Origin of the sequence: Streptomyces plumbidurans (genome assembly GCF_019857225.1) — a bacterium.
Taxonomy (GTDB): Bacteria; Actinomycetota; Actinomycetes; order Streptomycetales; family Streptomycetaceae; genus Streptomyces; species Streptomyces plumbidurans.
Genome location: NZ_JAFJSY010000123.1, coordinates 1 through 14,291 on the forward strand (window position 1 = coordinate 1; position 14,291 = coordinate 14,291).

A 14,291-nucleotide genomic window follows, 5' to 3' on the forward strand; every position below is an offset into this window, starting at 1 on the left:
AACGCGGAGGCAGCGGCGCGGGCTGTCTGCGTCAGCGAGCGTCGTGGCCGTTGCCGCGCTGGGCGATCAGCGCGTCGCGGATCTCCTTGAGGACCTCCAGCTCGGTCACCTCGATGACTTCCTGGGTGCTCTCCTTGGCCTTCTTGCGGGCCTCGTGCCGGGCCAGGTACCTCGACATCGGCAGCACCATCAGGAAGTAGACGACGGCCGCCGTGATCACGAAGGTGAGCGTGGCCCCGAGCACCGAGCCCCACAGGATCCGGATGCCCTGGTCGCCCTGGCACGTCCCGCTCAGGCACGAGCTGTAGTTGTCCAGGTTCTTGGTGCCGATCGCACCGACCAGCGGGTTGATGATCCCCTTCACCACCGCGTTCACGATGTTGGTGAAGGCGGCACCGATGACCACCGCGACTGCCAGGTCGACGACGTTCCCGCGCATCAGGAAGGCCTTGAAGCCCTGCCAGACGCTCGGTTCCTTCTTCTCGCTCAACGCGGGGCCTCTCATCGCATACGCAGATTGTGAAACAAGCAGTTCCGCAACTTACGTCAACGAACTGTCGCGCTGTCCAATTGGGTACCTGGAACGAGGGACTTGACAGAATCAACACACGATCACCGCCAAACGTGCCGTCGCGGAAGCCGCGGCAAGATGTGCCGCGGTGGAGCGAGGCACCGAGAGCACGAGCAGCGCCCCGCTGCCTGACGCGTCCCTCACGGGCTCCGGCACCTTCGTCACCCGCGCCCCGCGCGCGACCACCCGGGCGTCCCCTCCTGCCGCCGTCTCCTGCGCGGCGACGACATCCACCCGGTCACCGGGCCGCAGCAGCCGTACCGTCTCCGCGTCGAAGATCCGCACCGGCGCGGCCACCATCCGCACGGCCCGGTGGCCTCGTACCGGATCCACCACCGGATGGCCGCGCGCCGCCGGGCCGGCGCCCCGCGGTCCCGCCGCCACCAACGCGACCGCGGTCACGGCGAGCGCGACGGCCGCCGCCCGCCTCGGGTGCCGTACGAGCCGCCGCACCCGGAACCGCCCGCCACGCACCCGCACGGGAGCGAAGTGCGGGATCTCGCAGGGGGCGGGGGCGTCGATGCCCGGCGGGTCCGGCACCTCGGGGGAGGAGGCGAGGGCCGAAGAAGGGAAGGTCGGGGAAGGAAGGGACATGCGGGGTCACCACCTCGGTCGGGGAATCGGCTTGCAGACCCACGATGAGGCCTCTCGCCGATCTCCGCCGAGACCGGTGGATCACCGACGGCTTGTGGACAACTCCCTCACCCGAACGGGAAGTTCCGCCGCCCCACCCCACCCCGCCCGCCCCCGCCCCAGGGCCTCACCCCTTCCCCGCCCCTCACCTCACGGCAGCTCGAACCCCGGATCCATCCCGCCCAGGGCCGTCGTGCACAGGCAGTCCCGGTCCTCGTTGGACGGCAGGGCGGCCACCGCGTCGAACAGCACGCCCCGCAGCCGGTCCACGTTCGCCGAGAACACCCGCAGCACCTCGTCGTGCGAGACGCCCTCGCCGGTCTCGGCGCCCGCGTCGAGGTCGGTGACCAGGGTCATCGACGTGTAGCAGAGCTCCAGTTCACGGGCGAGCGCCGCCTCGGGGTGGCCGGTCATGCCCACCACCGACCAGCCCTGCGCCTGGTGCCACAGCGACTCCGCGCGGGTCGAGAAGCGCGGCCCCTCGACCACGACCAGCGTGCCCCCGTCCACGGGCTCCCAGTCCCGCCCGCGGGCGGCCTTGAGGGCGGCGGCTCGGCCGACGGGGCAGTAGGGGTCGGCCAGCGACACATGCACCACGTTCGGCACCTTGCCGTCCGGCAGCGGGAGGCCGTCGAAGTACGAGTTCGCCCGGGACTTCGTACGGTCGACCAGCTGGTCCGGCACGAGCAGCGTGCCCGGTCCGTACTCGGGACGCAGACCGCCCACCGCGCACGGGCCGAGCACCTGGCGCACGCCCACCGAGCGCAACGCCCACAGATTGGCGCGGTAGTTGATGCGGTGCGGCGGCAGATGGTGGCCGCGGCCGTGGCGGGGCAGGAACGCGACCCGCCGTCCGGCGACCTCGCCGAGGAAGAGGGAGTCGCTGGGCGGTCCGTAAGGGGTCTCGACCTGCACCTCGGTCACGTCGTCGAGGAAGGAGTAGAAGCCCGAGCCGCCGATTACACCGATGTCTGCGTTCGCCATGGCCAGCACAGTATCCGGCCCCTCGGGGCGGGCGGAGAGGGACCTCGTCCCGGGATCCCGGGTGGCGCCGAACGGAACGCCGGATCGCGGATCGCCGGATCGCCGGAACACCGAAGACCCCGCCGTCGTACGACGGCAGGGTCCCGTGAGGCGAGTGCGGCAGGTCCTAGGCGGCGCTGCTGCCGGACGAGGCGCCGGTGCTCGACGGCTTCGACGACGGCTTCGCGTCCGAGGAGGACGAGCCCGACGAAGAGTTCGACGAGGAGCCGGACGCGGACGACGACTCGGTGGACGTCGACGGCTTGGACGACGCCGGCGAGCTGCTCGACGAGGAGCCACGGCTGTCGTTGCGGTAGAAGCCGGAGCCCTTGAAGACGATGCCGACGGCCGAGAACACCTTCTTCAGGCGGCCACCGCAGTCGGGGCACTCGGTGAGGGCGTCGTCGGTGAACTTCTGCACCGCCTCGAGGCCCTCGCCGCACTCGGTGCACTGGTACTGGTAGGTCGGCACTGTCTTCCTCCTGGCACTCTCACTCAATGAGTGCTAACGACGGTCCATAGTGACGTATTCCTGAGGATCAGTCCACTGCCACCGGCGAGCGGTGACCGACGCCACGTGCGACGGTCAGGCTGTGTGGCCGGGTGGTCAGCCGGGATCGCAGGGCCAGGAGGGTCACCAGGGCGAGCACCGTACCGCCCGCGGGCACCAGGAATCCGGCGCCCGCCCGGAAGCGGTCCTCCAGCTGTCCGGCGACCGTGACGGCCACCGCCTGCCCGAGTGCCACCGCGCCGGTCAGCCAGGTGAAGGCCTCGGTGCGGGCGCCGGCCGGGACCAGGCCCTCGACCAGCGTGTAGCCGGTGATCAGGGCGGGCGCGATGCACATGCCGACGAGCAGGCCGAGGCCGGCCAGCAGGACCACCGAGTGCGCGGCCCACAGGCCCGAGGCCATCAGGGCGAGGGCGGCGTAGCCCACGGCGAGGCGCCGCTGCGGGGCCGTCCGCCAGGCGACGGCGCCGCAGACAATGCCGGAGAGCATGTTGCCCGCGGCGAAGACGCCGTACAGGACGCCGTTCAGACCGGGCTCGCCGATCGACTCGGTGAACGCGGCCAGCGAGACCTGCATGCCGCCGAAGACGGACCCGATCCCGAGGAAGGCCACGACCAGAACGCGCACACCGGGGATGCGCAGTGCGGACGTGTGCTCCACGCGCGCGTGCCCGCCGGCGGCGACCGCGGGCTGCGAGCCCTTCTGCGCCGCGAACAGCAGACCGCCGAGCAGGGTCAGGGACGCCTCCGCCACCAGGCCCGCGGCCGGGGCGACGGCGGTGCACAGGGCGGTGGCCAGCAGCGGTCCGAAGACGAACGTCAGCTCGTCCGTGACCGATTCGAACGCGGCGGCGGTGGTCATCAGCGGCGACTCCTGCAGCTGCACGCCCCAGCGGGCGCGCACCATGGGCCCGACCTGCGGCACCGAGGCGCCGGTCGGCACGGCCGCGGCGAACAGCGCCCACAGGGGTGCGTGGGCCAGGGCGAGCGCCGTCAGGGTGAGGCCGGACAGCGCGTGCAGCAGTACGCCGGGGATCAGCACGGCGCGCTGTCCGTAGCGGTCGGCGAGACGGCCGCCGTAGGGCGCGCAGAGGGCCATCGAGACGCCGGTGACGGCGGCCGCGGCGCCCGCGACCCCGTAGGAGCCGGTGGTGTGCTGCACGAGCAGCACGATCGAGATGGTGAGCATCGCGAACGGCTGGCGCGCCGCGAAGCCGGGGACCAGGAACGTCCAGGCGCCGCGGGTGCGCAGCAACTGTCCGTAGCCGGGTCGCTGGGTGACCGTGGATGCCACGGCCCGTGCCTTTCTGCCGCCTGGTGGCGCGCCCGTGCGGGGGCGCCGAGAGCTGTCCTCTTGTGCGGACTGCGGTAGATACCAAGGGCCGCCCGGAGGGTCGGGCGCCACGGCCGCCATACGGTCGCGTCAGCTCTGCGTCAGGCAGAGGTGGTTCGATCAGAGATGTGCCTTCATCGTAGAGGGATCAAGGCCCGCTACGCCTGTGAAAACGAGCACCACGCGCGCGTTCGCCTGCGATTCCCGCGTACGCAAACGCCGCGAAAAGGCACATTCAACGTTCCGCCTGTGCTTCGTCAACGTTCCGCCTGTGCTTCGTCAGCGTTCCGCCTGTGCTTCGTCCTCTCCGAGCCACCCCGCCAGCTTGCCGCCGTGGCCCACCGCGCGCAGCCGACGCTCGGCCGCGTCGCGTACCGGGTTCGTGGCCACGACCAGCAGCTCGTCCCCGCGCCGCAGCACCGTGGTGGGCAGCGGGACAAACGATTTTCCCTCGCGTACGACAAGGGTGACGGCGGCCCCGGCGGGCAGCCGCAGTTCGGCCACCTCGACGCCGTGCATCCGCGAGCCCTTCGGAATCGCGACCGACAGCAGATGCCCGCGCAGCCGCTCCAGCGGGGCGGACTCGATGCCGAGGTCGGCCGCCTCGCCGCTCCCGCCCAGACGCAGCTTGCGGGCGAGCCACGGCAGCGTGGGCCCCTGGATCAGGGTGTAGACGACGACCAGGACGAAGACGATGTTGAAGATGCGGCGGCTGGCGTCGACGCCCTGCACCATCGGGATCGTCGCCAGGATGATGGGGACCGCGCCGCGCAGCCCGGCCCAGGACATCAGGATCTGCTCCTGCCACGGCACCCGGAAGGGCGTCAGGCACAGCACCACGCTCAGCGGGCGCGCCACCATGGTCAGCACCAGGCCGATGAGGAGGGCGGGCACGATGTCGTCGCCGAGTTCGTGCGGGGTGACCAGCAGGCCGAGCAGGACGAACATGCCGATCTGAGCGATCCAGCCGAGCCCGTCGGCGAAGCCGCGGGTGGCGGGCCAATGCGGCAGTTTCGCGTGGCCCAGCACCATCGAGGCGAGGTAGACGCCGAGGAAGCCGCTGCCGTGCGCCAGCGCGCCGCCCGCGTACGCCGTGACGGCGATCGCCATGACGGCGATGGGGTAGAGGCCGGAGGCGGGCAGCGCCACGTGCCTGAGCCCCCAGGCGCCGAGCCAGCCCACCGCGAGCCCGATGGCGGCACCGATGGCCAGCTCCAGCGCTATCTCGCCCACCAGTACGTACCAGTGGTCGACCGGGCCCGCCGTGGAGAAGGCCACGACCAGGATGACGACCGGGGCGTCGTTGAAGCCGGACTCCGCCTCCAGAATGCCCGTCACGCGCGCGGGGAGGGGGATTTTGCGCAGCACCGAGAAGACGGCGGCCGCGTCCGTGGAGGAGACGACCGCCCCGATGATGAGTGCCTGCCGCCATTCCAGCCCGACCAGATAGTGCGCGCCCGTCGCGGTGACCCCGACGCTGACCGCGACGCCGGCCAGTGCCAGCGCGGAGGCGGTGGGCAGCGCCGGTTCGATGTCCTTCCACTTCGTGCCCAGTCCGCCCTCGGCGAGGATCACGACGAGGGCCGCGTATCCGATGACCTGGGTGAGTTCGGCGTTGTCGAAGCGGATGTCGCCGATGCCGTCCTGGCCCATGGCGATGCCGATGCCCAGGTACACGAGCAGGCTGGGGAGCCCGCTGCGCGAGGAGATCCGGACCGCTGCCACGGCGACGAGCAGGACGAGCGAGCAGACGAGCAGTAGCTGGTTGAGATGGTGGACTGTCAGCGGCCGTTCCCTTCGCCGGCTCGTACGCATCCCGCGTAGGAGCTCATGTGCATGCGACACGGAGCCCGGGGGCGCCGCATCCGCTTACTTCGTTACCTTACCTAACTCTTGACGATTTCTTGACGCTTCCGGCGGCTGGATCGAACGCGTGCCCGTCCTCGTTCCCGACACCGCGTCAAGGGCCACAGGGCCCTGCGCCTATGGTTGCTCCAGCGCTCATTCAAAAGGACAGCCCGCCTCGCCGCTCGCGTTAGGACAGCAAGGACAGCGATGCCCCCGAACACCACCGCCACAACGGGTGACAAGCCCGGCAAGTCCGGCAGGAAGAAGGGGCGCAAAGCCCGATTGGTCGTGCTGGTGCTGGTCCTGGCCCTCATCGCAGGCGTCGCCTACGGGGCTTACTGGTCCATCAGCACCGTTCGTGCGTCGTTCCCGCAGACGAAGGGTTCGATCACGCTGCAGGGCCTGTCGGGACCCGTCGACGTCAAACGCGACGGCAACGGCATCCCGCAGATATATGCCTCCTCGGACACGGACCTGTTCATGGCGCAGGGCTATGTCCAGGCGCAGGACCGGTTCTACGAGATGGATGTGCGCCGGCACATGACCTCGGGCCGGCTGTCGGAGATGTTCGGCAAGAGCCAGGTCAAGAACGACGAGTTCCTGCGCACGCTGGGCTGGGACCGGGTGGCCAAGCAGGAGTACGACACCAAGCTGTCGCCGTCCACCAAGAAGTACCTCCAGGCCTATTCCCAGGGCGTCAACGCCTATCTGAAGGGCAAGGACGGCAAGGACATCTCCCTGGAGTACGCGGCGCTCGGCTTCCGCAACAACTACAAGCCCGGGCAGTGGACCCCGGTCGACTCGGTCTCCTGGCTCAAGGCGATGGCCTGGGACCTGCGCGGCAACATGCAGGACGAGATCGACCGCGCCCTGATGACCAGCCGGCTCGACGCCAAGCAGATCGCGCAGCTCTACCCCGCCTACCCGTACGACCGCAACAAGGCGATCGTGCAGGAGGGTCAGTACAACGAGGTCACCAAGGCCTTCGAGCAGAGCGGCTCCTCGTCCGGCAGCGGCACGTCCACGAGCGGCACGACAGGCACGGGCACCGGAACAGGCACGGGCACCGGAACCGGGACCGGCACAGGTACCGGCACGTCCTCGGGCGGCACGGCTTTGGAGAGCCAGCTGGCGGGCCTCTACGACGTCCTGGACGACGTCCCCACGGCCGTCGGCGTGAACGGCCAGGGCATCGGCTCCAACTCCTGGGTGGTGGCCGGGAGTCACACCATCACCGGCCACCCGCTGCTCGCCAACGACCCGCATCTTTCGGCCTCGTTGCCGTCCGTCTGGTACCAGATGGGCCTGCACTGCCGCACCGTCTCCAGCAAGTGCCAGTACGACGTGACCGGTTACACCTTCGCGGGCATGCCCGGCGTGGTCATCGGCCACAACCAGGACATCGCCTGGGGCATGACCAACTCCGGCGTCGACGTCACCGACCTCTACCTGGAGAAGCTCAGCGGCGACGGCTACCTCTACGACGGTGACACGAAGGCCTTCAAGAGCCGCGAGGAGACCATCAAGGTCGCCGGCGGCAAGTCCAAGACGATCGTCGTGCGCCAGACCAGGGACGGGATGCCCCTGCTCTCCGACCGCGACGACGAACTGGTGAAGGTCGGCAAGAAGGCCACCGTCGACACCGCTGCGCCCGACCGCGGCGACGGCTACGGTGTTGCGCTGCGCTGGACCGCGCTCGACCCGGGCACCACCATGGACGCCGTCTTCGCCCTCGACAAGGCGTCCGACTGGAGCGAATTCCGTTCCGCCTCGGCCCTGTTCGACGTGCCCTCGCAGAACCTGATCTACGCCGACAAGAACAACATCGGCTACACGCTGCCCGGGAAGATCCCCACGCGCGCGCAGAAGGACGACGGCTCGATCCCCGCGCCCGGCTGGGACTCGGACTACAAGTGGACCGGCTACATCCCCAAGGACGCGCTGCCGTACGAGTACAACCCGAAGCGCGGCTACATCGTCACCGCCAACCAGGCCGTGATCGACCCGGACAAGTACCCCTACACGCTGACCACGGACTGGGGCTACGGCACCCGCAGCCAGCGCATCACCGACCTGATCGAGTCGAAGATCAAGGGCGGCGGCAAGGTCTCCACGGACGACATGCGCCAGATGCAGCTGGACAACAGCAGCGAGATCGCCAAGCTGCTCGTGCCCGCGCTGCTGAAGATCGACGTCGGCGACAAGGACGTCCGCAAGGCCCAGGAACTGCTGGAGGGCTGGGACTACACCCAGGACGCCGACTCGGCCGCGGCCGCCTACTTCAACGCGGTCTGGCGCAACGTCCTCAAGCTCGCCTTCGGCAACAAGCTGCCCAAGGAGCTGCGGGTCGAGGGCCAGTGCCTGTGGGTCGACCCGGCCGACACCACCGGGCCCGCGGACAACATGCAGAAGGTGCGCGAGTGCGGCCAGCGGGCCGCCGACCAGGCGCAGCCGGACGGCGGCGACCGCTGGTTCGAGGTCGTGCGCAAGCTCATGAACGACCCCAAGAGCGCCTGGTGGACCACGCCCAAGGCGGGCACCCGGCCCGCCGCGACACACAACCGCGACGACCTCTTCAAGCGCGCGATGATCGACGCCCGCTGGGAGCTGACCGCCAAGCTCGGCAAGGACATCGACACCTGGAGCTGGGGCCGGCTGCACCGTCTGTTCCTGAAGAACCAGACCCTCGGCACCGACGGCCCCGGCTTCCTGAAGTACATCCTCAACCGCGGCCCCTGGAAGCTCAGCGGCGGCGAGGCGACGGTCAACGCGAGCGGCTGGAACGCGGCGGGCGGCTACGGCGTCGTCTGGGTCCCCTCGATGCGCATGGTGGTCAACCTCGGCGACCTGGACAAGTCGAAGTGGATCAACCTCACCGGCGCCTCGGGGCACGCCTACAGCGCCCACTACGTCGACCAGACGAGCAAGTGGGCCAAGGGCGAACTGCTCGACTGGCACTTCTCCGACAAGGCCGTCGACAAGAGCACGAGCGACACCCTTGTCCTGAAGCCATAGGCGGCTGAGGCCGTGAGCATCTGAGCGAAATGGCCCTCCACGCGCGCGTGGAGGGCCATTTTCGTGCCGGCGGCCGGTCAGTGTCCGGTGCCGAAGCGGCGTACCCCCGACGGCGTCACCACCGCGTGCACCGGCCGGTCGTGCCCCTCCTCGGGCACGCGGCCGATGACCTCCGAGTCGTACAGCAGCACCACCAGCACGGGGTGTACGTGCGCGCGCTCCAGACGCGCGAGGACGCGGTCGTACGACCCCCCGCCGCGCCCCAGCCGCATCCCGCGCGCGTCCACCGCGAGGCCGGGCAGCAGCACGACGTCCGCGCCCGTCACGGCGTCCGGGCCGAGACGTTCGCCGGAGGGCTCGAAAAGGGCCATCTTTCCGCCGTGTTGGACCCGTGCGAGGGAGCCCTTGCCGTCGTAGGCGCCCCAGTCGAGGTCGTTGTCCGGCAGCAGGGCGGGCAGCAGAACACGCGCCCCACGCGCGTGGAGTGCGTCCAGCAGGGCGAGCGTTCCCGGTTCGGCCCCCACGGAGACGTAGGCGGCCACCGTGCGGGCCCGTGCCAGCTCCGGCAGTCGCAGGGCGCACTCGGCGAGCGCGGCCGCGGCCACCTCCACGTCATCCGCGGTCAACCTGCTTCTCACCGCGAGGAGCTGTTGCCGCAACGTTCGCTTGTCAGGCTCGGCCGTACGTCCGAGGTGACTCATAGGTCGCACCTGTACCCTTCTCAATGCGCTCATATGAGAGCCAATTAACCGGAGCCACAGATTCCCATCCAAGGCAACGGATAGGGTGCCGGTATGACCCAGTCGCACCCACGGATCAGCAAGGCTGTCATTCCCGCAGCAGGTCTCGGCACCCGGTTCCTGCCGGCCACCAAGGCCACTCCCAAGGAGATGCTGCCGGTCGTCGACAAGCCGGCGATCCAATACGTGGTCGAAGAGGCCGTGTCGGCGGGCCTCGACGACGTCCTCATGATCACGGGCCGCAACAAGCGCCCGCTCGAGGACCACTTCGACCGCAACTACGAGCTCGAGTCCGCCCTCCAGAAGAAGGGCGACGCGGGCCGGCTCGCCAAGGTCCAGGAGTCCAGCGACCTCGCGACCATGCACTACGTGCGCCAGGGTGACCCCAGAGGACTCGGCCACGCGGTGCTGTGCGCGGCGCCGCACGTCGGCCACGAGCCGTTCGCCGTCCTCCTCGGCGACGACCTGATCGACCCGCGCGACCCGCTGCTCAAGCGGATGGTCGAGGTGCAGGAGCAGCGCGGCGGCAGCGTCATCGCGCTCATGGAGGTCGAGCCCGAGCAGATCCACCTCTACGGATGCGCGGCCGTCGACCCCACCGAGGACGGTGACGTGGTCAAGGTCCACGACCTGGTCGAGAAGCCGGCCGCCGCGGACGCCCCGTCCAACTACGCGATCATCGGCCGCTACGTCCTCGACCCGGCCGTCTTCGACATACTGCGCAAGACCGAGCCGGGCCGCGGCGGCGAGATCCAGCTCACCGACGCCCTGCAGCAGCTCTCCCAGGACGAGAAGGCCGGCGGACCCGTGCACGGCGTCGTCTTCAAGGGCCGCCGCTATGACACCGGCGACCGCGGCGACTACCTGCGTGCCATTGTCAGACTCGCATGCGAACGTGAAGACCTGGGCCCGGACTTCCGGACCTGGCTTCGCAGTTACGTAGCCGAGGAGATGTAGCACGTTGAGCAGCTCGCCCCGCACCACCGGCCAGGACCGGCTCTGGTCGGTGGACGAACACCTGGAGGACATCCTCTCGGCCGTCCGCCCCCTGGAACCCATCGAGCTGCAACTCCTCGACGCCCAGGGCTGCGTCCTGGTCGACGACGTCACGGTGCCGGTGTCCCTGCCGCCGTTCGACAACAGCTCCATGGACGGGTATGCGGTCCGGGTCGCGGATGTCGCGGGCGCGAGCGAGGAGTTCCCCGCCGTCCTGGACGTCGTCGGGGACGTCGCGGCGGGCCAGGCCGACCTGGTCCGGGTGGGCCCCGGCCAGGCAGCCCGCATCATGACCGGAGCCCCCCTGCCGCCCGGCGCGGAGACCGTCGTCCCCGTCGAGTGGACCGACGGAGGCCTCGGCGAGGGCCCGGTGACCGGGATGCGGGCCCGGGCCCAGGCCCCCGAGGGCGCCGAGGGCCAGGTGCACGTCCACCGCCCGGCCGAGGCACGCGCGCACGTGCGCGCCAAGGGCAGCGACGTACGGGCGGGCGACCTCGCCCTCGAAGCCGGCACGGTCCTCGGGCCGCCGCAGATCGCCCTGCTCGCCGCGATCGGCCGCGGGACGGTCCGCGTGCGCCCGCGCCCGCGCGTGGTGGTCGTCTCCACCGGCAGCGAACTCGTCCAGCCCGGCGAGCAATTGGCCGACGGCCAGATCTACGACTCCAACAGCTTCGCCCTCACCGCGGCCGCCCGCGACGCCGGCGCCATCGCCTACCGCGTGGGCGCCGTCGCCGACGACGCGGACACCCTGCGCGCCACCATCGAGGACCAGCTGGTGCGCGCCGACATCATGGTCACCACGGGCGGCGTCAGCGTCGGGGCGTACGACGTCGTCAAGGAGGCCCTGTCGCACGTCGGCGACGAGGACGAGGCGGGCAGCGGTATCGAGTTCCGCAAGCTCGCCATGCAGCCCGGCAAGCCGCAGGGCTTCGGCTCCATCGGCCCCGACCACACCCCGCTGCTCGCCCTGCCCGGCAACCCCGTCTCCTCGTACGTCTCCTTCGAGCTGTTCGTCCGCCCGGCGATCCGCGCCCTGATGGGCCTGGCGGACGTCCACCGGCCGCGGACGACCGCCACACTGATCTCCGGCAAGGCGCTGACCTCGCCGAAGGGCCGCAGACAGTTCCTCAGGGGTACGTACGCCGACGGCGCGGTGACCCCGGTCGGCGGCGCCGGATCCCATCTGGTCGCGGCCCTCGCGCACGCCGACGCACTGATCGTCGTTCCCGAGGGCACCGAGTCCGTCGAGCCCGGCACCGAGGTCGAGGTGGTCCTGCTCGGCTGAGCGCTCCGGGTTGGCGGTAGCGTGTCGCGCACAACAGGTCCGTGCGCCGCACCGCGCCGGGCCCGGACGGGAGCGCCCACAGCATGACTGAGCCTTCCCGGGGGGAGACCCCCGGACCCCCTGCGCAGGACCGACTGACGCACATCGACGAGGCGGGCGCCGCCCGTATGGTCGACGTGTCCGGGAAGGACGTGACCGCGCGCACCGCCCGTGCCGCCGGCCGGGTCCTGGTCTCGCCTCGCGTGATCGAGCTGCTGCGCGGCGAGGGCGTACCCAAGGGCGACGCCCTGGCCACCGCGCGCATCGCGGGCATCATGGGCGCCAAGCGCACCCCGGATCTGATCCCGCTGTGCCACCCCTTGTCGCTGTCCGGTGTGAAACTGGATCTGTCGGTCGCGGACGACGCCGTGGAGATCCGGGCCACGGTCAAGACCACGGACCGCACGGGCGTCGAGATGGAGGCGCTCACCGCGGTCTCCGTCGCCGCGCTCACCGTGATCGACATGGTCAAGGCGGTCGACAAGGGAGCGGTCATCACGGACGTACGGGTGGAGGAGAAGACGGGCGGCAAGTCGGGCGACTGGAGCCGGGCATGACTGACGACCCGTCGACCGGCGGTGCCCTCCTCGCGCCGTACAGCGCCCTGGTGATCACCGCCTCGAACCGCGCCGCCGCCGGCGTCTACGAGGACAAGGGCGGCCCCGCGATCGTCGCCGGCCTCGAAGGCCTCGGCTTCGCCGTCGACGGGCCGCGGGTCGTCCCCGACGGCGACCCGGTCGAGGCCGCGCTGCGGGCCGGCGCCGAGGCCGGCTACGACGTCATCGTGACGACGGGCGGCACCGGCATCTCGCCCACCGACCGCACCCCCGAGGCGACCCGCAGGGTGATCGACTACGAGGTGCCGGGCATCGCGGAGGCCATCCGGGCGTTCGGACGGGAGAAGGTACCGACCGCCGCGCTCTCGCGGGGCCTGGCGGGAGTGGCGAAGGGGACGCTGATCGTCAATCTGCCGGGCTCCACCGGCGGGGTCAGGGACGGACTGGCCGTCCTGGAGCCCCTGTTGACGCATGCCGTCGACCAGATCCGCGGCGGCGACCACCCCAGACCCGGGGCCGGCAGTGGGGGTGCGAGCTGAACAGCCCATCCTGGCCCGCCGTGCTGGCGGACGGCGACATCGTCCTCCGGCCGATAAAGCTGCGCGACCAGCGCGCCTGGCGCGACGTCAACCGGCGCAACCGGGACTGGCTGCGCCCCTGGGAGGCGACGATTCCGCCGCCCACGCCGAGCGGACCGATCGTGCACCGGCCGACCTACCGTCAGATGGTCCGGCACTTGCGCTCCGAGGCGAACTCCGGCCGGATGCTTCCGTTCGTCATCGAGTACCAAGGCCGTCTGGTGGGGCAGTTGACGGTGGCCGGAATCACTTGGGGCTCCATGTGTTCGGGGCATATCGGCTACTGGGTGGACGAGGCGGTGGCCGGCCGAGGCGTGATGCCGACCTCCGTGGCACTGGTCGTGGACCACTGTTTCCGCACCGTCGGTCTGCACCGCATCGAGGTCTGCATTCGCCCCGAGAACGGGCCCAGCCGCCGGGTCGTGGAGAAACTCGGATTCCGCGAGGAGGGCCTGAGGCCGCGTTATCTCCACATCGACGGCGCCTGGCGCGACCACCTCGTCTTCGCGCTCACCGCGGAAGAGGTGCCCGACGGGTTGCTCAACCGCTGGCGGCGGGCACGTACTCAGGGGAATCCCGCATAGACCGGGAAATTGAATAGATGTTCGAAATTGATCGAGCCGCGACCGCCTCAAGGCATTAAATTCACGCCCTCAGTGGGGTGCTGATCGCATCGGTCACAAAAAAAGTTCGAAATATCAGCCAGATCGTGCGACACACCGGCGCAATTGGCAGATGGCCTCACGCAAACCCCTCTACCGTGTGAGGCGTGAGCAGCAGCGGCCTCATCTACGCAGTCATTGTCGGGGCCTGGGCCGCCTACTTGGTGCCTATGTGGCTCCGTAGGCAGGACGAGCTGAACGAAGCCCGTCCGACGGAACGCTTCAGCACCGCCATCCGGCTGCTGTCCGGACGGGCGGGCATGGAGCGCCGGTACGCCAAGGACCTGCGGGGGCGCTCCACCGAGGCGGGGGAGCCCAGCGCCGACGACCCGGGCACGGTCACCGATTCGGTGGACGTCCGGGCCTTCGCCATGCCTCCGAACCGTCCGACGGCACGCGCCGAGGCACCGGAGCCCGCGCCCGCGCAGGCATCCCCGTCGCCCTCCGCGCAGGCGCCCGCACCGGCCCCGGCCCGCAAACGCGTGCCCGCGCCCCGCCGCACG

At 70.4% G+C, this 14,291-nt stretch carries 14 protein-coding genes; 7 read left to right on the forward strand and 7 right to left on the reverse strand.

All coding sequences use genetic code 11. The annotated features are described in order from the left end of the window. Nucleotides 1-31: 31 nt before the first annotated feature. From mscL to JYK17_RS38635, 6 genes are all read right to left on the reverse strand, one after another. The gene (mscL, locus tag JYK17_RS38610; RefSeq protein WP_108008428.1) at nt 32-490 is read right to left on the reverse strand and encodes a large conductance mechanosensitive channel protein MscL; all 459 of its coding nucleotides are present in this window, start codon (nt 488-490) and stop codon (nt 32-34) included. A gap of 111 nt (nt 491-601) precedes the next feature. Continuing rightward, nucleotides 602-1,165, reverse strand: coding sequence for a hypothetical protein (locus JYK17_RS38615; protein WP_108008426.1), 564 nt, complete (start codon nt 1,163-1,165; stop codon nt 602-604). A gap of 189 nt (nt 1,166-1,354) precedes the next feature. After that, the gene (locus tag JYK17_RS38620; protein WP_128802179.1) at nt 1,355-2,188 is read right to left on the reverse strand and encodes an S-methyl-5'-thioadenosine phosphorylase; all 834 of its coding nucleotides are present in this window, start codon (nt 2,186-2,188) and stop codon (nt 1,355-1,357) included. A 166-nt stretch (nt 2,189-2,354) separates the two neighbouring features. Next, complete coding sequence (locus JYK17_RS38625) at nt 2,355-2,699, reverse strand: FmdB family zinc ribbon protein (protein WP_108008422.1); 345 nt, start codon at nt 2,697-2,699, stop codon at nt 2,355-2,357. A 67-nt stretch (nt 2,700-2,766) separates the two neighbouring features. Beyond that, on the reverse strand, nt 2,767-4,029 hold the full coding sequence (locus JYK17_RS38630) for an MFS transporter (RefSeq protein ID WP_222812231.1): 1,263 nt from the start codon (nt 4,027-4,029) through the stop codon (nt 2,767-2,769). 318 nt (nt 4,030-4,347) lie between these two features. Beyond that, on the reverse strand, nt 4,348-5,883 hold the full coding sequence (locus JYK17_RS38635; RefSeq protein ID WP_108008418.1) for a potassium/proton antiporter: 1,536 nt from the start codon (nt 5,881-5,883) through the stop codon (nt 4,348-4,350). A 240-nt stretch (nt 5,884-6,123) separates the two neighbouring features. On the opposite strand from JYK17_RS38635, the gene JYK17_RS38640 reads away from it, so the two are divergent. Further along, nucleotides 6,124-8,931, forward strand: coding sequence for a penicillin acylase family protein (locus JYK17_RS38640; RefSeq protein WP_222812232.1), 2,808 nt, complete (start codon nt 6,124-6,126; stop codon nt 8,929-8,931). A gap of 77 nt (nt 8,932-9,008) precedes the next feature. Here the strand turns inward: JYK17_RS38640 and JYK17_RS38645 are convergent, their stop codons facing one another. Next, entirely contained in the window at nt 9,009-9,632 is a 624-nt protein-coding gene (locus JYK17_RS38645; RefSeq protein WP_222812233.1) for a 5-formyltetrahydrofolate cyclo-ligase, read from the reverse strand. A 93-nt stretch (nt 9,633-9,725) separates the two neighbouring features. Between JYK17_RS38645 and galU the strand changes: the two genes are divergently transcribed. From galU to JYK17_RS38675, 6 genes are all read left to right on the forward strand, one after another. Continuing rightward, on the forward strand, nt 9,726-10,628 hold the full coding sequence (galU, locus tag JYK17_RS38650) for a UTP--glucose-1-phosphate uridylyltransferase GalU (RefSeq protein WP_108008412.1): 903 nt from the start codon (nt 9,726-9,728) through the stop codon (nt 10,626-10,628). A 4-nt stretch (nt 10,629-10,632) separates the two neighbouring features. Further along, nucleotides 10,633-11,952 (forward strand): molybdotransferase-like divisome protein Glp, encoded by a 1,320-nt coding sequence (gene glp, locus JYK17_RS38655; RefSeq protein WP_222812234.1) that lies wholly within the window; start codon nt 10,633-10,635, stop codon nt 11,950-11,952. Between the two features lie 83 nt (nt 11,953-12,035). Beyond that, a complete protein-coding gene (gene moaC, locus JYK17_RS38660) occupies nt 12,036-12,548 on the forward strand; it encodes a cyclic pyranopterin monophosphate synthase MoaC (RefSeq protein ID WP_108008410.1) in 513 nt (170 codons plus the stop codon). Further along, a complete protein-coding gene (locus JYK17_RS38665) occupies nt 12,545-13,087 on the forward strand; it encodes a MogA/MoaB family molybdenum cofactor biosynthesis protein (protein WP_128802178.1) in 543 nt (180 codons plus the stop codon). Before moaC ends, JYK17_RS38665 begins: the two co-directional genes overlap by 4 nt. Nucleotides 13,088-13,107: 20 nt before the next feature. Further along, on the forward strand, nt 13,108-13,710 hold the full coding sequence (locus JYK17_RS38670) for a GNAT family N-acetyltransferase (RefSeq protein ID WP_181362375.1): 603 nt from the start codon (nt 13,108-13,110) through the stop codon (nt 13,708-13,710). A gap of 185 nt (nt 13,711-13,895) precedes the next feature. Continuing rightward, nucleotides 13,896-14,291 (forward strand): SepX/GlpR family protein (locus tag JYK17_RS38675; protein WP_504739991.1); only part of this gene is annotated, 396 nt, incomplete at its 3' end.